General features: G+C 41.7%; 15 protein-coding genes. 12 read left to right on the top strand and 3 right to left on the bottom strand.

All coding sequences use genetic code 11. The annotated features are described in order from the left end of the window. Positions 1 to 304 precede the first annotated feature (304 nt). The 11 genes from J2Y67_RS26450 (at position 305) to leuD (ending at position 14,409) form a co-directional block, all read left to right on the top strand. Positions 305 to 1,567, top strand: coding sequence for an ammonium transporter (locus J2Y67_RS26450; protein ID WP_310178999.1), 1,263 nt, complete (start codon positions 305 to 307; stop codon positions 1,565 to 1,567). Between the two features lie 88 nt (positions 1,568 to 1,655). After that, positions 1,656 to 2,612, top strand: a complete 957-nt coding sequence (locus J2Y67_RS26445; protein ID WP_310178997.1) for a DUF294 nucleotidyltransferase-like domain-containing protein — start codon at positions 1,656 to 1,658, stop codon at positions 2,610 to 2,612. Between the two features lie 7 nt (positions 2,613 to 2,619). Next, the gene (locus J2Y67_RS26440; protein WP_310179000.1) at positions 2,620 to 3,342 is read left to right on the top strand and encodes an exonuclease domain-containing protein; all 723 of its coding nucleotides are present in this window, start codon (positions 2,620 to 2,622) and stop codon (positions 3,340 to 3,342) included. 481 nt (positions 3,343 to 3,823) lie between these two features. Continuing rightward, a complete protein-coding gene (gene ilvD / locus J2Y67_RS26435; protein WP_310178995.1) occupies positions 3,824 to 5,491 on the top strand; it encodes a dihydroxy-acid dehydratase in 1,668 nt (555 codons plus the stop codon). A gap of 508 nt (positions 5,492 to 5,999) precedes the next feature. Further along, positions 6,000 to 7,724, top strand: coding sequence for an acetolactate synthase large subunit (ilvB, locus tag J2Y67_RS26430; protein WP_310178993.1), 1,725 nt, complete (start codon positions 6,000 to 6,002; stop codon positions 7,722 to 7,724). Further along, a complete protein-coding gene (gene ilvN / locus J2Y67_RS26425; protein ID WP_310178991.1) occupies positions 7,721 to 8,242 on the top strand; it encodes an acetolactate synthase small subunit in 522 nt (173 codons plus the stop codon). The genes ilvB and ilvN overlap by 4 nt, the downstream gene beginning before the upstream one ends. Positions 8,243 to 8,268: 26 nt before the next feature. Beyond that, positions 8,269 to 9,303, top strand: a complete 1,035-nt coding sequence (gene ilvC, locus J2Y67_RS26420; protein ID WP_310178989.1) for a ketol-acid reductoisomerase — start codon at positions 8,269 to 8,271, stop codon at positions 9,301 to 9,303. Continuing rightward, positions 9,290 to 10,834 (top strand): 2-isopropylmalate synthase, encoded by a 1,545-nt coding sequence (locus J2Y67_RS26415; protein WP_310178986.1) that lies wholly within the window; start codon positions 9,290 to 9,292, stop codon positions 10,832 to 10,834. The genes ilvC and J2Y67_RS26415 overlap by 14 nt, the downstream gene beginning before the upstream one ends. Before the next feature lie 91 nt (positions 10,835 to 10,925). Then, the gene (leuB, locus tag J2Y67_RS26410) at positions 10,926 to 12,032 is read left to right on the top strand and encodes a 3-isopropylmalate dehydrogenase (protein WP_310178984.1); all 1,107 of its coding nucleotides are present in this window, start codon (positions 10,926 to 10,928) and stop codon (positions 12,030 to 12,032) included. Between the two features lie 370 nt (positions 12,033 to 12,402). Beyond that, positions 12,403 to 13,821 carry a 3-isopropylmalate dehydratase large subunit gene (gene leuC, locus J2Y67_RS26405; RefSeq protein WP_310178983.1) on the top strand — a complete coding sequence of 473 codons (1,419 nt, stop codon included), beginning with the start codon at positions 12,403 to 12,405 and terminating at the stop codon, positions 13,819 to 13,821. A gap of 3 nt (positions 13,822 to 13,824) precedes the next feature. Further along, positions 13,825 to 14,409 (top strand): 3-isopropylmalate dehydratase small subunit, encoded by a 585-nt coding sequence (gene leuD, locus J2Y67_RS26400; RefSeq protein ID WP_310178981.1) that lies wholly within the window; start codon positions 13,825 to 13,827, stop codon positions 14,407 to 14,409. Positions 14,410 to 14,535: 126 nt separating this feature from the next. On the opposite strand, the gene J2Y67_RS26395 is transcribed toward leuD, so the two are convergent. The 3 genes from J2Y67_RS26395 to J2Y67_RS26385 form a co-directional block, all read right to left on the bottom strand. Next, entirely contained in the window at positions 14,536 to 14,850 is a 315-nt protein-coding gene (locus J2Y67_RS26395; RefSeq protein ID WP_310178978.1) for a DUF3892 domain-containing protein, read from the bottom strand. A gap of 205 nt (positions 14,851 to 15,055) precedes the next feature. Continuing rightward, positions 15,056 to 15,529, bottom strand: a complete 474-nt coding sequence (locus tag J2Y67_RS26390) for a flavodoxin domain-containing protein (protein WP_310178974.1) — start codon at positions 15,527 to 15,529, stop codon at positions 15,056 to 15,058. A 5-nt stretch (positions 15,530 to 15,534) separates the two neighbouring features. Further along, positions 15,535 to 16,401 carry a hypothetical protein gene (locus tag J2Y67_RS26385; RefSeq protein ID WP_310178972.1) on the bottom strand — a complete coding sequence of 289 codons (867 nt, stop codon included), beginning with the start codon at positions 16,399 to 16,401 and terminating at the stop codon, positions 15,535 to 15,537. 162 nt (positions 16,402 to 16,563) lie between these two features. Between J2Y67_RS26385 and J2Y67_RS26380 the strand changes: the two genes are divergently transcribed. Further along, positions 16,564 to 18,138, top strand: a complete 1,575-nt coding sequence (locus tag J2Y67_RS26380) for a glycosyl hydrolase family 28-related protein (RefSeq protein WP_310178970.1) — start codon at positions 16,564 to 16,566, stop codon at positions 18,136 to 18,138. Positions 18,139 to 18,527: the final 389 nt, after the last annotated feature.

Genomic DNA, 18,527 nt, shown 5'->3' with positions numbered 1-18,527 from the left:
TTATCGCGGGCTCATAGTGCCCGTTCTCCTATAAAATCAATAAAAACGGGCATTATCGCGGGCTCATAGTGCCCGTTCTCCTATAAAATCAATAAGAACGGGCATTATCGCGGGCTCATAGTGCCCGTTCTCGTAAGAAAAGCGCAAGCCCCCTGGTCAGCCTCTTGCATTTAAAATCTTACATTAATAAAAAAACTATGTTAGATAACCTTACATAGTTATAGAAATCAATCTCCCATCCATGCAAAAATACAAATATAGTCAATGTTAACAAAATTAACATACCTTACGAGGGGGAGATTTCATGGATACTTCGTTTTTATTAAACAGTTTATGGGTGATGGTGGGTTCAGTTCTTGTCATCCTTATGATTGGAGGTTTTATCCTTCTTGAAACCGGATCAACCCGAATGAAAAATGCCGGGCATATTGCCGGGAAAACCATCCTTACCTTTAGCCTTAGCTCCATCCTATTTTGGGCTGTAGGATATGGGTTAGCCTTTGGAAAAGGAAATGAAATCATTGGTCTTGCAGATTTTTTCTACTCTGGTTATGAAATCAAAGGATTATCTCTTTCCGGCTCCGTATTCTTCATGTTCCAATTAGCTTTTGCCGGTATTTCTTTAACCATTGCCTTTGGCGGTTTTGCTGAACGGGCAAAATTAGCTGCCTATCTTGTATTTGCTGTCCTTTTTTCCGTACTGGTTTATCCGCCTATCGCCCATTGGATTTGGGGCGGCGGTTGGTTGGCAGAACACGGAAAACAAGATTTCGCCGGTTCAACAGTCGTCCATTTAACCGGGGCCATGGCAGCACTTGCCGCAACGATCCTTTTGAAACCACGGATTGGAAAATATAATAAAGATGGCTCAGCCAACAATCTTGCAGGCCATAATCAGGTATTTACCGCATTAAGTGTACTTCTTTTATGGGTAGGCTGGTTTGGATTTAATGCCGGCAGCACCCTGTCCGCAGACAAAGCATTCTTTGGATTCGTAGCTCTAAATACAAACTTGGGTGCTGCTGCCGGGACCGTTGCAGCCATGATTATTTCATGGCTGGTAATGGGAAAAGCAGATGTGCCCATGATGTTAAACGGTGCCTTAGCAGGCTTGGTTGCCATTACGGCTTCCTGTGGTTTCGTTGATACATGGGCTGCCGTTGTCATAGGTTTTGTTTCCGGAATCCTCGTTTTTTATAGCATCCGATTCTTTGAAAAGAGAAAAATAGATGATCCGATTGCTGCTTTATCCGTCCACGGAACTGCCGGGGTTTGGGGAACTCTTTCAAATGGCTTGTTTGCAACGAAGGAATTAGCCACAGTCGGAAAGCCGGGGTTATTTTATGGGGGAGGTTTTCACCAATTAGGCATTCAAGCTATGGGGGTTATCACTTGTGCCGCATATGCATTCATCGTATCCTTTATCATTTTGGCGATTATGAAAGCGGTCATGAATGGGTTACGGGTAACGGAAGAAGAAGAAATCATTGGACTTGATATGAGCGAGCATGGAAGCTATGGTTATCCCGAATTAATCAAAGCAGAACAAAAACTGAAAGCTGAATAATATTTTACCAAAAGTGCGGTGTCCAATCTCTCTTCACAACCAGAGGGATTGCACCGCTATATCCGTTTTTGCAGCCAGGAGGGAAAGTATGATCTACGAAAGCTTCCAAGAAATCAGAAACTTTAGAGATAGTCATATAAACAACACCGATCATAATCACTTTCAATTAAATCATTTACATGACGAAATCATTCAGTATGTCATAAATACTGCCATCCTGCATATTACTAACTGCCTCGGACCTCCCCCATCCCCTTTTTCTTTCTTTGTTATGGGAAGTGCGGGTAGATTTGAACAATCCACATGGAGTGATCAAGACCACGGAATCATCTATCAAAATCCAAGTGATGCAGCAAAGGATTATTTCCTAGCCTTAGGGAAAGAAATCTCACATGGACTCTATACGGCAGGATATCCCTATTGCGAAGGTGGAGTAATGGCGGATCATCCATTATGGTGCAAATCCTATCCTGATTGGCAGCGGCAATTATTGGATTGGATGACTGAAGCTTCTTGGGAAAGCATCCGGCATTTGTTAATCTTTATGGATGGACGGTCTCTTTATGGAGAAACTGCCTATATTCAAGAATTAAAAACAATGGTTTTTCAAAAGGTTGAAGAGGATCATCTGCTGCCAGCCATTTTGAAAAATACCTTGCATGTAAAAAAAGGAATCGGCATCTTAGGACAGCTTTTAGTGGAAACACACGGGAAACATGCTGGACAGCTCAATTTAAAAGAAATGGCTTTTTTACCCTATGCAAATGCCGTTCGAGTATTGGCCATTCAAGATCATCTGCAAGAGACTTCTACACTTTCAAGACTTAGTCAATTAAAAATAAAGGGCAAAGAGTTCTATAAAAATCAGTTTTCGAAATTACTAGAATACAGGCTGCTATTTGGAAACCACTCAGACTATGAAGCTGGGCATTATTTACCTATTGCCTATTTGACCAAAGTTCAACGAAACGAAGTTAGGAACATCATAAAAAATGGAATGACTCTTTTTCAATCCGTCATCAAGCTAGTGGGCAAGGAGGATTAACTTGAGAATGAATGAAATGATTCAACTCTTCAGGCAAATATCAGGAAAACTTGGTTCAAATTTTTACACAGGATTTCAGGAAACCCTTAATCTGCAGCAATTATCTTTTATAAGAAACCTGCAAAGAGAAATGAAAGACAGTAAAGTCTTGGATGTCCCCTTACATGAATTAGATTTTACCGTATTCGACATGGAAACATCGGGCTTTTCCCCTGATAAGGGTGACCGGATTCTTTCAATTGGGGCTGTAAAAATGAAAGGGACGATGATTTCGAATGAAACCTTTTATTCCCTTTTAAAATCAGAACTCCCCATCACAAATGAAATTTCTATATTAACCAAATTACAAGATGATGAACTACAAAACGCGCCCGATGGGAAAGAAGTGTTACTCCAATTCTTTCAGTACATTAAAAGTGATATTCTTGTAGCCCATCACTCTAAACATGAAAAAGCCTTTATGCAAAAATGGAGCTGGGATCTCCTAAAACTGAGATTTGTCCATCGAATCATCGATACCTCTTTTCTGATCCGTTTATCCAATCCGCAATGGAAATCAATCTCGCTTGATGAGGTCTGCAAAGAATGTGGAATTGAGATCAAAAACCGCCACCATGCACTAGGAGACGCAATCATGACTGCTCAAATTTGGGGCCATTATTTAAAAAGAGCTGAAGAGATGGGGTTTAAAACTTTAAGGGAGGTTTATGAATACCTTGCTAAAAAATAGAATTAACAATTCTAAAATAATAATTAAGTTAAAAATAGATAGTTCAAACACAATGAAATATGCATCACTAACTGCCATTTTTTCCTGTATAACCCCATAAATTCCTCTCGCTTTTCTCCTGCAAATATCAAAAGAGATTGTGAAATAAAAATTTTTTAAATTTTTTTATTCTTTGGTTTTCCTTATCGTTACAACATTGTAAACGCTATCAGCTTTTACGATTAGTTTGAATTGTCAGATTTTTATGTTGACCATGTATACAAATGGAGTTATGATAACTGACAATAAAACTTATACAAAAGTCATAAGTTGATCACAGCCTTTTACATCCTTCCTTATTTAGGAGGGGAATGGCAACTCATTTACAACCATTTTTTCATCATGAATGAAAAGAATTTAGATGAATGGTTACAACAGACGGAGTCGCTTCTTATCCATCTGCTGCAAACCACGCAATTGTAAGTTAGGAGGCGCGAAAAACATGCGCAGCGATATGATTAAAAAGGGGATTGACCGAGCTCCCCACCGAAGTCTTTTATACGCAACTGGGGTAAAAGTGAGTGATCTTGACAAGCCGTTCATCGGTGTATGTAACTCCTATATTGATATTATCCCTGGTCACAGACACCTTAATCATTTCGGCGAGATTGTAAAAGAAGCCATTCGTGAGGCAGGCGGAATACCTTTTGAATTTAATACCATCGGTGTCGATGATGGTATCGCAATGGGACATATCGGAATGAGATACTCCCTTCCAAGCCGGGAAATCATCGCTGATAGTGCTGAAACCGTCATTAACGCACACTGGTTTGATGGTGTGTTTTATATTCCAAACTGTGACAAAATTACTCCGGGAATGCTAATGGCAGCTGCCAGAACGAACGTCCCATCCGTTTTTGTTTCAGGTGGTCCAATGGAAGCTGGAAAAACATCATCTGGAGAAAACCTATCTCTTACTTCTGTTTTCGAAGGTGTTGGATCCTATCATCAAGGTACAATGACCCAGCAAGAGTTATATGAAATTGAAACAAGTGCCTGTCCAACATGTGGTTCTTGTTCAGGAATGTTTACAGCAAATTCAATGAACTGTCTAATGGAAGTACTCGGCATGACGGTTCCTGGTAATGGAACGATTGTTGCAACCTCTGAAGAAAGACATGAATTAATTCGTCAAGCTGCTAAACATTTGATTGAATTAGTGAAACAAGATATCCGCCCGCGCGATATCATGACAAGGGAAGCATTTGATAATGCATTCGCACTAGATATGGCTATGGGAGGATCCACCAATACGGTATTACATACCTTGGCAATCGCTCATGAAGCCGGTATTGAATACGATTTACGTGAAATTAATAAGATTGCAGAAAAGGTTCCTTATCTCGCAAAAATCATGCCAGCATCTAATTATTCAATGGATGATGTTCATCGGGCAGGTGGTGTTAGTGCCATTCTTAACGAACTTTGCAAGGTTGAAGGAGCGCTTAATAAGGATTGCCTTTCAATAACTGGAAAAACTCTTGCAGAGAATGTGAAGGAATCAACCATTACCAATGAAAACGTTATTCGGACAAAAGATAATCCATACAGCCCTGTTGGCGGACTATCCATCCTATACGGAAACATTGCACCTGATGGCAGTGTAATCAAAGTTGGCGCTGTTGATCCATCCATTAAAACATTCTTGGGTGAAGCGATTGTTTTTGAATCCCAGGATGAAGCGCAGGAAAACATCAATAATGGAACGGTTCAATCAGGCCATGTTGTTGTCATCCGTTATGAAGGTCCAAAAGGCGGTCCGGGAATGCCGGAAATGCTTGCTCCTACTTCCGCGATTGCTGGAAGAGGATTAGATAAGGAAGTTGCCTTGATTACAGACGGCCGCTTCTCTGGTGCAAGCCGAGGTATCTCCATCGGACATATTTCACCGGAAGCTGCTGAAGGCGGTCCAATCGCCCTCGTGCAAAATGGTGACAAAATTTTAATTAATTTACAAGAACGTTCAATTGAACTTCTCGTAGATGATGAAGTATTAGCAGAAAGACGCCGCTCTTGGCAAAAACCAGAACCAAAAATCAAATCTGGTTATTTAGCAAAATATGCAAAGCTTGTTACCTCTGCTAACACAGGCGGAGTCATGAAAATCTAATCTAGTTAATTTCCAAGGGATTGCTTAGTACCCCTCCCCTTCCTTAGAGAAGCAAAGGTACTAAAACCATTTTGACAACGGAATATTTAAAATCGATGACGGGAATAAAGGAATAAGAATCTTGTATTTTCAGAGAGTCGGGGTTGCTGTGAGCCCGGCAATACAACTTATTCTGACATCATCCCTGAGTGTTGGGCTGAACGGGTTAAACCTAGTAGGTTCAATCGGGTGCTAAATCATAGGCACCTGTTACTAAAAGAAGCGTTATTCTATTTCATATCGCTTCATAAGGCAGTATTCGCAAGGATACTGTGAAACCGGGTGGTACCGAGAAAAATGAAGGCTCTTTTCTCCCCGATTACTCTGCTTAATTTCTTTTAATTGCAGTTTATTCGGAGAGACAAGGGCTTTTTACTTTGAATGATGATGGTGTAGAAATTTAGGCTTTAAACCAAGCTGTATGCTGAGTTTTTAAAATATTCAATTAACCCTAAGGAGGGAGTACGACGTGAAAGTTGAAGCAAAACCGGAATTCCAAACTAGTACCGCACCGCAAACAGGTGCAGACCTTCTCATTGATTTATTAATTAAAGAAGGCGTTGACACGATTTTTGGATATCCCGGAGGTGCTGTCCTACCCATTTATGATGCGATCTGGCGGGCTCAAAGCTCAATTAAGCACATTCTTTTCCGCCACGAACAAGGTATGATCCATGCTGCGGAAGGTTATGCACGAATTACTGGAAGACCGGGTGTCGTTCTTGCTACTTCAGGTCCCGGGGCTACAAATTTAGTTACAGGAATTACGGATGCCATGATGGATTCCTTACCGCTCGTTGTTTTCACCGGGCAGGTTGCACGTAATGTGATTGGGACGGATGCCTTCCAAGAGGCGGATGTTGTTGCCATCACGACCCCAATTACGAAACATAATTACCAGGTGCAATCTATTTCTGATTTACCAAGAATCGTCAAGGAAGCATTTCATATTGCTTCTACAGGCCGGCCGGGTCCAGTCGTAGTCGATATCCCGAAGGATATTTCATCAGGAATTCCTGAAGCGATCCAAGAAGAAGTAGAAATCCATTTACCGGGCTACCAGCCGACAACAAAGCCGAATCCATTACAAATCAAAAAATTGGCTGCTGCCCTTGCAAAAGCGAAGAAACCGGTTGTACTTGCAGGTGCAGGTGTCCTTCACGGAAAAGCTTCAGCTGAACTAACAGCTTTTGCAACCAAACACAATCTGCCAGTTGTAACCACACTGCTTGGACTTGGAAGCTTTCCTGCTGACAGCCCTCTATCTCAAGGAATGGGCGGTATGCACGGGACCTATTCAGCAAATATGGCTTTATATGAATGTGATTTACTTATCAACTTTGGTGCCCGCTTCGATGACAGACTTACAGGTAATCTGAAGCACTTTGCACCAAATGCAAAGGTCGCTCATATTGACATCGACCCTGCGGAGATCGGAAAAAATATTCCAACACAAATTCCGATTGTATCTGATACGAAAGAAGCATTAACCGAACTGTTATCAGAAGCCGCTGAATCACCTGAAATTGAGGCATGGCTGGAAACACTTGCAAAATATAAGGCAGAATATCCACTTTGGTATCAACATAATCCAAACGGTATGTGCCCGCAATGGCTCATTAAAGCGGTTCATAAAGTGACAAACGGTGAAGCAATTGTAGCAACTGATGTCGGTCAGCATCAAATGTGGGCTGCACAGTACTATACATTCAATCACCCGCACCGCTGGATTACTTCCGGTGGACTTGGAACAATGGGCTTCGGCTTCCCTGCTGCGATTGGCGCCCAGCTGGCAGCACCGGAAAGTACAGTAGTAGCGATTGTCGGAGACGGCGGATTCCAAATGACGCTTCAAGAATTATCGGTTATTCAAGAAAGAAACCTGCCGGTCAAAATTATCATTGTCAATAACGGCGCCCTTGGAATGGTTCGACAGTGGCAGGAATTGCTCTATGATAATCGTATTTCAGAATCTCTGCTTCCCGTTCAGCCAGATTTCGTAAAGCTTGCTGACAGCTACTCCATCCGAGGAATGCGAATTGATACTCAAGAAGAACTCATTGCAGCACTTCCGGAAGTATTTGCTTATGATGGACCTGTTCTCCTGGATTGCCGAGTGTTACAGCAGGAAAAAGTCTTTCCAATGATTGCTCCTGGGAAAGGATTACATGAAATGATTGGGGTGAAACCATGAAACGCATTATAACGGCTACGGTTCAGGATCGCAGCGGCGTACTCAACCGAGTCACAGGGCTCCTGCTCAGACGTCAATTTAATATTGAAAGTGTTTCTGTTGGAAAAACAGAAATCGAAGGAATTTCCAAAATGACCCTGGTGGTCGAAATTGAAGATGAACAGCGTCTTGAGCAGGTTACAAAACAACTTAATAAACAAATTGATGTGTTAAAAGTTTCCGATATTACTGATAAAGCCATCGTCGCACGGGAGCTGGCCTTAATCAAAGTAGCAAGCAGTTCACAGCTTCGCAGTGAAATAAATGGGATTATTGATCCGTTCCGTGCCGTGATTATTGACGTAAGTAAAGATAGCTTAGCTGTTCAAATTACCGGTAAGCCGGAAAAAATTGATGCATTGATTGATTTACTTCGCCCTTATGGAATTAAAGAAATTGCTCGAACTGGACTGACTGCCTTTTTACGGGGGCATCAGCCACAAGTAAACGAACTAGCAACCTATTCACTATTAAAATAACTAATATACTTGGAAGGATGATAGAAATGGTAAAGGTATTATATAACGGAGATATTCAAGAAGAGGTTTTACAAGGAAAGAAAATCGCAGTAATCGGTTATGGTTCACAAGGTCACGCACATGCTCTTAACCTAAAGGAAAGCGGATTTGATGTCGTTGTAGGATTACGCGGAGGTAAGTCTTGGGATAAAGCCGTTGAAGATGGTGTAGAAGTTAAATCTGTTGCTGAAGCAACTGCGGCTGCAGATGTAGTAATGGTTTTACTTCCAGACGAAATGCAGCCAAAAGTTTATGAAGAAAGCATTAAAGAAAACTTACAACCTGGTAATGCTCTAGTGTTTGCTCACGGTTTTAACATTCATTTTTCACAAATCGTACCACCTGCAGATGTAGACGTATTCCTAGTAGCTCCAAAAGGACCAGGACACTTAGTTCGCCGTACGTACACTGAAGGTGCCGGCGTACCAGCTCTATATGCCGTATACCAAGACTACACTGGCGAAGCTCGTAATCTTGCTCTTGCTTATGCAAAAGGTATCGGCTCAGCTCGTGCAGGTGTATTAGAAACTTCATTCCAAGAAGAAACGGAAACAGATCTATTCGGTGAGCAAGCTGTTCTATGCGGCGGTACTACTGCCCTTATCAAAGCCGGTTTCGAAACACTTGTAGAAGCTGGTTACCAGCCGGAAGTTGCTTACTTTGAGTGTTTACATGAATTGAAATTGATCGTTGACCTTCTATATGAAGGAGGACTTGAAAACATGCGTTATTCAATCTCTGACACTGCACAATGGGGAGACTTCGTTTCTGGACCACGCGTAGTGAACGAAGATACAAAAGCACGCATGAAAGAAGTATTAAAGGATATCCAAACTGGTAAATTTGCTCAAGGCTGGATCATTGAGAACCAAACAAACCGCCCGCAATTTAATGCAATCAACCGTGCAGAAAACAATCATCAAATCGAAAAGGTTGGCCGCGAGCTACGTGCATTAATGCCATTTATTAAAAATAAACCTGTAAATGAGAAAAAGGAAGTGGCGGTAAATGGTTCACGTTAACATCTTTGACACAACACTACGTGATGGAGAACAGTCCCCTGGTGTGAACTTAAACCAGCCTGAAAAATTAGAGATTGCCAGACAACTAGAACGGTTTGGCGTCGACATTATGGAGGCCGGATTCCCGGCTTCCTCCCAAGGTGATTTCGAAGCAGTAAAAGCCATTGCCAGAACAATTAAAAACTCTTCAGTTACTGGCTTGGCACGGGCAGTGAAATCGGACATTGACATTGCGTGGGATGCTTTAAAAGATGCAGCAGAACCAAGATTGCATGTTTTCCTAGCTACCTCCCCTATTCATATGGAATACAAACTAATGAAAACGCCTGAACAAGTCGTGCAAACAGCGGTTGATATGGTAACTTATGCGAAGAAGAGATTTCCGCATATCGAATGGTCAGCTGAGGATGCTTCTCGTTCGGATCTTGATTTTCTTGTTCAAATCATTACAAAAGTGATTGATGCCGGGGCAACGGTAATTAATCTTCCAGATACAGTGGGTTATACAACCCCTGAAGAATACGGGCGCATGTTCCGCTATATTCGCGAAAATGTCCCAAATATTCATAAAGCTGCATTATCCTGCCACTGTCACGATGACTTAGGAATGGCCGTTGCCAATTCAATAGCAGCCATCGAGAACGGGGTTACACAGGTAGAAGGTACGATTAACGGAATCGGGGAGCGTGCCGGTAATGCTGCTTTAGAAGAAATTGCCGTTGCTTTAAATATTCGCGGCGATAAATATCCTTACACAACCAACTTAGTTTTAAAGGAAATTAAACGGACTAGTGACTTAGTCAGCCGTTTCACAGGTATGAAGGTCCCTCCGAATAAAGCAGTTGTCGGAAAAAATGCCTTTGCCCACGAATCAGGGATTCATCAGGATGGCGTCTTAAAAAATGCTCAAACCTATGAAATTATTACTCCTGAATTGGTTGGAGTCGGATCTAACGATTTAGTCCTTGGAAAACATTCTGGACGCCATGCGTTTAAAGACAAAATTGAGCAAATGGGCTTTGAGCTTTCTCAAGAAAAGCTGAATGAAGCATTCCAATCCTTTAAACAGTTAACAGACAAGAAAAAAGAAGTAACAGATGAAGATTTATATACGATTTTACTTGATATTCAAACCGCTTCTGTCGATGTAAAAAAATATGAGCTTGTTGCTTTCCAAGTTCAAAGCGGTTCCGGAAACTTACCTACCGCTACAGTTGCCCTTACAACTCCTGATGGAGACCGGGTAGAAACAGCCCGTACTGGCAGCGGAAGCGTCGAAGCCTTATATAACACACTTGAAGCATTAATTGAAGAAAAAATTCATCTCACTGACTTTAACTTGAGCTCTGTCGGCAAAGGACGCGATGCATTAGCTGAAGTTCACGTAAAAATGACCGTTAACGGTACGCCTGTCAGTGGTCGTGGATCGGCACAGGATGTTTTAGAAGCTGCAGGCAAAGCCTTTTTAAACGCAGTGAACCGAGTATTTTTCAACCAACAAATTGCCTTAAAAGAACCAGCAAACGCATAACCAAGACAACTTTGAAAACGTAAGCGCCCTTTAGCGGCGCTTACAAACTAACTCTTTTAGAGTCAAAATAAAAATGAGGAGGTTGCTCTTAATGAATAAACGTATTGTATTGCTTCCAGGTGATGGAATCGGTAAGGAAGTTGTTGAGTCTGCAAAAGATGTATTAAGTGCCATTGCTGAAGAATTTAATCATTCTTTCAGCTTCGAAAGCCATGATATCGGAGGAGCGGCCATTGATTTGCACGGAACTCCCCTGCCGCAATCAACCATTGATGCTTGTATGAAAGCAGATGCCGTTTTATTAGGGGCAGTTGGTGGTCCAAAATGGGACCAAAATCCCTCCCATTTACGGCCTGAAAGAGGATTGCTGGGAATTCGCAAGGAACTTGATTTATATGCAAACTTAAGACCAATCACAGGATTCAAAAATCTTCTGCATGCTTCCCCTCTTAAAGAGGAAGTGGTTGTAGGCAGTGACCTTTTAATTGTTCGTGAGTTAACTGGCGGGCTGTATTTTGGAACACCAAGCGAACGCCGGGATGGAGGCGAAACGGTTGTTGACACGCTTGCCTATTCTCGAAAAGAAATTGAGAGAATTGTAGATAAAGCCTTCCAAGCTGCACAGCAGCGCCGCGGGCATCTAACTTCTGTCGATAAAGCAAATGTGCTTGAATCAAGTAAACTATGGCGCGAAATCGTGGAAGAGAAGAAAGCTCAGTATCCGGATGTTGTCGTTGAGCATGCTTTAGTCGATTCAACAGCGATGAAGTTAATTACCAATCCAACTCAATTTGACGTAATCGTCACTGAGAATATGTTTGGTGATATTTTAAGCGATGAGGCATCGGTATTAACAGGTTCACTTGGAATGCTCCCTTCTGCAAGCTTGCGTGAAGACGGTGTTGGTTTATATGAACCTGTTCACGGATCGGCGCCAGACATCGCCGGTAAAGGTGTAGCCAATCCGCTTGCAGCCATTTTATCCGCTGCCATGTTACTCCGTTATTCCTTTGGTTTAGAGGATGAAGCAAAATTAATTGAAGATGCTGTTCAATCCGTTCTTGATGCTGGCTACCATACGGCTGATTTGCAAATCAGTGAAGGACGCCTTGTCGGCACATGGGAAATGTCGAAGCTTATTGTTGATTTTATTCAATCACAAAATGCTTCCAAGTGTATCATGAGCTGTTACGTATAAGAAAAGCGGAAGCGCCTGTTTAGCGCACGACAGGACTGGAGCGAGTCGACTGAGATAAAGGAAACACGAAGAGCGAAGCAACTGCCTGAATAACATCTTGCAGCTTTGCGACGAGCTGAACAGTAGCTTCTTCGAGCCGGCTATGGCGCAGGAGCACTTTAAATAGCGCATTCGTGCTTGACTTATCGTAGGGAGGCGAGTGAAGTACACTAGTCGCTAGGCGCTGGAGCTGGACAGTTCTCAAAGACAAATGAATAATCCTGATAATTTAGAAATGTTGTGGGTTTGGTCATAAATATTGTGGCTGAACCCACATTCAGTAAAAGGGTAAACAATCGCCTAAAAATAATAGAACGTGAGGAAGGGAATTATGCAAAAGCCAAAAAATATAATTCAAAAGATTTGGGAACAGCATGTAGTACATCAGGAAGACGGCAAACCTGATTTATTGTATATTGATTTGCACCTTGTTCACGAAGTAACTTCTCCTCAAGCATTTGAGGGATTACGAATGAACGGCCGCCAAGTCCGCCGCCCGGATCTTACCTATGCAACAATGGATCATAACGTTCCAACGCGCAACCGCGAGGTAATCAAAGATCCAATTTCAAAAACTCAAATGGATACATTAGTGAAAAACTGTGAGGAATTCGGTGTTACCCTTGCTGGAATCAATCACCCTGATAACGGGATTGTACACGTCATTGGTCCGGAACTTGGATTAACACAGCCTGGTAAAACCATTGTCTGCGGTGACAGCCATACCTCTACTCACGGTGCATTTGGAGCCTTGGCATTTGGTATCGGCACAAGTGAAGTTGAGCATGTTTTAGCAACTCAAACGCTTTGGCAAGCTCCTCCTAAAACCTTAAATGTGAAAGTAAATGGCAAGCTTGGTACAGGAGTAACTGCAAAAGACTTAATTCTTGCTATCATCGGTAAATTTGGAGTTCAGTTTGGTACAGGCTATGTAATGGAATACACTGGCGAAGCCATTCGCAACCTTTCTATGGAGGAGCGGATGACTGTATGTAATATGTCCATCGAGGCCGGAGCAAGAGCGGGATTAATTACACCTGATGAAACTACCTTTGAATACTTAAAAGGCAGACGTCATGTCCCACAGGGCGAGGAATTTGAAAAGGCCGTTGAAAGATGGCGTGCACTTGCCTCAGATGAGGGAGCAACTTATGATACGGTTGTTGAAATCGAGGCTGCTGAGGTAGAACCACAAGTAACTTGGGGAACAAATCCAGGCATGTGCCTTCCAATTACGGCATCTGTTCCAAATCCTGATGATGCTGCAAAAGCAAGTGGAAAAGATGAAATCAAGCGCGCGCTTGAATATATGGGTCTTGAAGCAGGCCAATCCATCTCCAGCATCGAAATTGACCATGTCTTCATTGGTTCTTGTACAAATTCAAGATTAAGCGATTTACGCAAAGCTGCTGAAGTTGTACGCGGTCGTAAAGTAAAGTCATCCGTTAAAGCGATTGTTGTACCCGGTTCCTTCAGCATTAAGCTTGCAGCCGAAAAAGAAGGAATCGATCAAGTCTTTATCGAAGCAGGTTTTGAATGGCGTGAAGCTGGCTGTAGTATGTGTCTTGCCATGAACGATGATATCGTCCCTCCAGGCGGACGCTGCGCTTCCACCTCTAACCGTAATTTTGAAGGCCGTCAAGGAAACGGAGCACGCACTCATCTTGTCAGCCCAGAAATGGCAGCTGCCGCAGCAGTTGCTGGGCATTTCGTCGATGTCCGTCAATTTACTGCCCAGGAGGTTGGATAATATATGGAACCGTTACGCATTCACACTGGTCTTGTTTGCCCATTAAATAGGACAAATGTGGACACAGACCAAATTATTCCGAAACAATTTCTTAAGCGTATTGAGCGCAGCGGCTTCGGCCAATTCCTTTTTTATCATTGGCGTTTTGATGACGAGGGTAATCTAAGAGAAGATTTCCCTTTGAATAAGGTTCAATATCAAGGTGCCTCTATCCTGGTTGCCGGTGATAACTTTGGCTGTGGATCGTCTCGTGAGCATGCTCCGTGGGCTGTCCAGGATTTCGGTTTTAAGGTCATCATCGCCCCAAGCTATGCTGATATTTTTAAAAACAACTGTGTTAAAAATGGAATCCTTGCCATTGTGGCTAGTGAAGAACAGGTGCAAACACTTATGAAAAAGGCTGAAGTGGAGGGGTACTCGTTATCAGTAAACTTGGAAGAACAAGTGGTTTCCGATAATGAAGGATTTGAAATCAAATTTGATATCGCTCCCTATCCTAAGCAAATGCTGTTAAACGGCTGGGATGAAATCGGCGTTACGTTAAGTTATGAGGAACAAATCAATAAATATGAGGCTGCACATAGATAACTAAATAAAGATTGCCCCAATTTAGGGGCAATTTTTTTATTTTTTATTAGCCGTTAAATTTTTATCTGCGTTAAGTTCAAGTTTATCTGCGATAATAGTCAATTTATCTGCGATGAAGTTTTCCTATTAAAACTCAGGTAATTGATCCAAGTTATTTTCTTTTATTCCATCCGGTTCGCTTCTTATAATATATCGTCCATACTTATGAAAAACATCAATATGCGCAATTTTTCCTGCTTTAGCATCCTCTAATGCGGTGATGTAATCCAATTCCCGGCCAGTGCTAGTTTTAAACGCAATAATATCGCCATCATCATTTTTCCGAACGGCAACAAATTCCTCTTTCCCATTTGGATTACTGTTCCCTGCTTCTAATTGGGCCTGTTGCTCACTTTGCTGTTTATATTCCTGATAAATTTTTTCAAAATCCTGTTGCTCCATTCATTCCACCTCCGAACATACGTTTAGTATTTGTCCTTTTTTCTATATTATCCATTGGTACCATAATGATTTCGACTTAACCGTTTATTTTGCAGTTAAATATTTTTAAAAATTGGAGTGGTTATAAAAACAAATAACTGTCCATTCCATACGGACAAAACCGCCATCTTGTCCTCAAACGAAACCTGTCACTTTTGGAATATCTTTACTTGAAGTGGCAGGTAAAACTTTTTATTTTTTCTTCTGATAGGTTGTAGTAGCTTTGGTTATGGCCAAGGATAGCACTTGCAAGTTTTTTTTCAATGAAATTAAGCTTATCATAATGTATTTCATAGCCAAAGATTTCTTTGCAAACGGCATGAGTATAGAGTTCTATAGGAAATGCTGTTTCCAACTCTCTCCTTCTTATCTCTTCCTTTTCTCCAGCACAGATAAAAAGCCCAATCCTTTTTTTCATCAATATAGGTAGATTTGCAGCCATATATTTTGCTAATTTTTTTTGAATTTTTCCCATATAGATTGATCCCCCAAGAACTACGTTTTCATATGGCGCCAAGTTTGGTACGTCTTCCAGCATAATATTTACAATCTGAATTTCTCCTTCCAACCAGGCTTTTAACATACTTGCCGCATTTTCTGCACTGCCATGCTTAGTCGCATAGATAATGATGGTTCTCACTCTCACTACACCGCCCTTTTCATATTGATTAAGATCAGTACCATGCAGTAAATGACCACTAAATTTATAAAAACAACGATTGCCAACATAACAAAACTAACCAAAATTCCGTGATAAATCTGTAAAAAAATCATCGTGGAAAGGGCAGTAAGAAGTGTAATTTCTTTAACGATAATGACAGATGACAGCAAATAGCCAAAGGGTCTCCTTTTGATTAGCAAGATTCCAGCAAGAATTCCTGCAGGAACGACAATTGCAAGATCCAATGCCTGAATGACCAATGTTGTATAATGATCAATGCCGGCAGGATGGGTTCCCTTTTCTAGAGATGGCACAATTTTGCCCAACCACATCATTCCAAATATAAACGAAGTAAACAGCAGGAAACCACCAATAAATTTAACTGGAAGCTTTTGTTCAAAATATATAGGTAATGTTGGAATATCAAATGACATCATCGTGAGGATAAAAGCAAAGAAGCTGGCGGACATCAGTAGAACATCTGGCAAAAACATGGAGTTGTACATGGAAAGGAAGGAATACGAAGTGTAGGTGTACAAAAAATATCCGAGTGTCCCGCAGAGAAGCAGCCTTCCTTTAAGTTGACCTTTTCTAGATAAATAGAACGAAAGCATTAATAATGGAACACCTAAAAACAAGGTAATAAAATCCTGGGCAATTGCTTGTAAAGCCATCGAGACAGAGTCATGCTGGTACACGCCTTTTCCATAAATGTTGACCGTTTCACCAAAAATCGATGTGAACGTAAATGAACCTTGGCCATCATTCGAAAAGATTCCATAAGACGACACAAAAACAGATAGTAACACAATGACGAACACAAGTAATCTAACTGCTTTTTGATACTTCATCATGCCTACTCTCCTTTCAATCCCGCTCTTCTTATATTATTCCTGTATTATAGTAATTAGTTCGATATTCCTATCTTGCAGCCTGCTTGTTCACAAAAGTTTCGAATATTTTTTGAAGGTTATAATAAAAACATGAGAGTACATTTTGGAGGGGAAAACTGGATGCTTTATTTAGAAAAAAAACATAACGCGAAACAGAACGCAGAAATTCTCACTCAACTGCATGGCGGTAAGATCCCTTTGAAAAAAGCATTACAAGAAACAGAGGAGTTTTTCCAGCAGTGTACAGAGGAAAATATCCCCCCTGCTCCGCCCACACAAAAGAAGCAAGCTTTATCAGAAAAAATCCTTTCAGTGCTTTTTCGCCCATTATCTTCCGTTTCAAGGCTCAGAACCCCATCAAAACCTCTAGTAGATTCGAAAGGAAATGTTTTTCCAGAGTGGAAGGAGATGCTAGATAAAGAGTACACCCTCTTAATGGACCATCTAACCAGAGAAGTGAATGTTGTTGATTTTGGTGCAGTAGGCGATGGCAGGACAGATAACACCGCTGCTTTTAAAAAAGCCATTGGCAATGGTCGAGTTAAGGTTAATGTTCCAGAAGGTATTTTTATAGTAAAAGGAATCTGCTTGCCTTCCTGGACCTGTTTAGTTGGGGCTGGAAAAGGGAAAACAATCATCAAATTGCATGGAACCGCCCCAAAAGGAACAAGACTTGTAACAAACGCCAACCATTGGCGCGGAAATCACCATCTCTATGTAAAAGGCATGTCATTAGACTGGAATGTTGAGAGGCTTGGTAACGTTCCGAAAACAGCCACCTGGGGCAATCATTCCAGCTGTTTAACGTTTGCAAATGTAACGTATGGCTGGGTTCGTGGTGTCGAAGCAATTAATCCTGGTCTCCATTGCTTTGATATTACCTCTACCCTGTACAATTATGCCGGGGATGGCTATCGTTCCAGGGGCGGAAGCAGCTATATTTGGCTGTATAATCTGAATGGCTACGGCTTCGGGGACGATGGAATTACCACCCATCACAGTGAAAAAATCCTTATTTCTCATTCCCATATGTGCGACCCGAGCGGGCGAGCCCATGAAAGAGGATTTTCAAATTCCAATGGTATTGAAATCGATGACGGCTCAAGGGATATTATGCTCGTCAATAATTCTACGGCTAGATGCTTTGGCGGGGTTGAATGTAAAGCGCATGAAAATTCCTCTGCTGCTGCGAACGTGCAAATCATCGGGCATCTTTCTGTAAACGATAACCGTTCCTTTAACTTTCGCCATATTGGCCACCATAAAAGTACCGATAATGAGTCGAAAACAGCGTATAATCTGCTAGCAACGAATCTTGCTTCCATTGCACCGATTTATTCGGATTTGTACGTGGACTCGACGCCAAGAGGATTGGTTGTTTCCGCATATAAGAATGTGGTTATTAACCACTTTACACTTTTGGGAGATCCTGATTATGACTACAAAGGGAATCCTGTAATCGCGATCCAATATCGTGCCCGGAAGGTTATTTTAAACCAGATAAACCTTTCCGATTTTAAAAAGGCAGGAGCTGGTATAAAGATCTATGGAGGTACTAATCGGGCCGATTCCGTTCGAGTTCAAAATGTGGTTTCCAAAAATTCTTCGTCTAAAGCGGTTGAGATTGTGCAAGGGGTACAGGATGTAACGGTCATGAATGTAAAAGAGTTTACAGAACCAGCTTTGAAAAAATAAGCTTTGTTATTAGAGTTATTGGAGACACGTTTCTCGATTTTGATGCTGGTTTTGTCCCCTATCGAGCTTATTGGAGACACTTTTCTCGATTTTGCTGCTCGTTTTGTCCCCTATCGAGCTTTGGGGACACTTTTCTCGATTTTGCTGCTCGTTTTGTCGCCTATCAAGCCTATTGGAGACACTTTTCACCATTTTGCTGCTCGTTTTGTCGCCTATCAAGCCTATTGGAGACACTTTTCTCGATTTTGATGCTGGTTTTGTCCCCTATCGAGCTTATTGGGGACACTTTTCTCGATTTTGCTGCTCGTTTTGTCGCCTATCAAGCCTATTGGAGACACTTTCCACCATTTTGCTGCTCGTTTTGTCGCCTATCAAGCCTATTGGAGACA

The sequence above is a fragment of the Neobacillus niacini genome, from assembly GCF_031456445.1.
Lineage (GTDB): Bacteria > Bacillota > Bacilli > Bacillales > Cytobacillaceae > Neobacillus > Neobacillus niacini_I.
The sequence above is the reverse complement of the archived record's forward strand: the minus strand, read 5'-3'. Positions and strand labels throughout refer to the sequence as shown.

Coding starts and splice junctions, on each gene's coding strand:
- J2Y67_RS26450 (WP_310178999.1), top strand. CDS start 305: ATGGATACTTCGTTTTTATTAAACAGTTTATGGGTGATGGTGGGTTCA.
- J2Y67_RS26445 (WP_310178997.1), top strand. CDS start 1,656: ATGATCTACGAAAGCTTCCAAGAAATCAGAAACTTTAGAGATAGTCAT.
- J2Y67_RS26440 (WP_310179000.1), top strand. CDS start 2,620: ATGAATGAAATGATTCAACTCTTCAGGCAAATATCAGGAAAACTTGGT.
- ilvD (WP_310178995.1), top strand. CDS start 3,824: ATGCGCAGCGATATGATTAAAAAGGGGATTGACCGAGCTCCCCACCGA.
- ilvN (WP_310178991.1), top strand. CDS start 7,721: ATGAAACGCATTATAACGGCTACGGTTCAGGATCGCAGCGGCGTACTC.
- ilvC (WP_310178989.1), top strand. CDS start 8,269: ATGGTAAAGGTATTATATAACGGAGATATTCAAGAAGAGGTTTTACAA.
- J2Y67_RS26415 (WP_310178986.1), top strand. CDS start 9,290: ATGGTTCACGTTAACATCTTTGACACAACACTACGTGATGGAGAACAG.
- leuB (WP_310178984.1), top strand. CDS start 10,926: ATGAATAAACGTATTGTATTGCTTCCAGGTGATGGAATCGGTAAGGAA.
- leuC (WP_310178983.1), top strand. CDS start 12,403: ATGCAAAAGCCAAAAAATATAATTCAAAAGATTTGGGAACAGCATGTA.
- leuD (WP_310178981.1), top strand. CDS start 13,825: ATGGAACCGTTACGCATTCACACTGGTCTTGTTTGCCCATTAAATAGG.
- J2Y67_RS26395 (WP_310178978.1), bottom strand. CDS start 14,850: ATGGAGCAACAGGATTTTGAAAAAATTTATCAGGAATATAAACAGCAA.
- J2Y67_RS26385 (WP_310178972.1), bottom strand. CDS start 16,401: ATGAAGTATCAAAAAGCAGTTAGATTACTTGTGTTCGTCATTGTGTTA.
- J2Y67_RS26380 (WP_310178970.1), top strand. CDS start 16,564: ATGCTTTATTTAGAAAAAAAACATAACGCGAAACAGAACGCAGAAATT.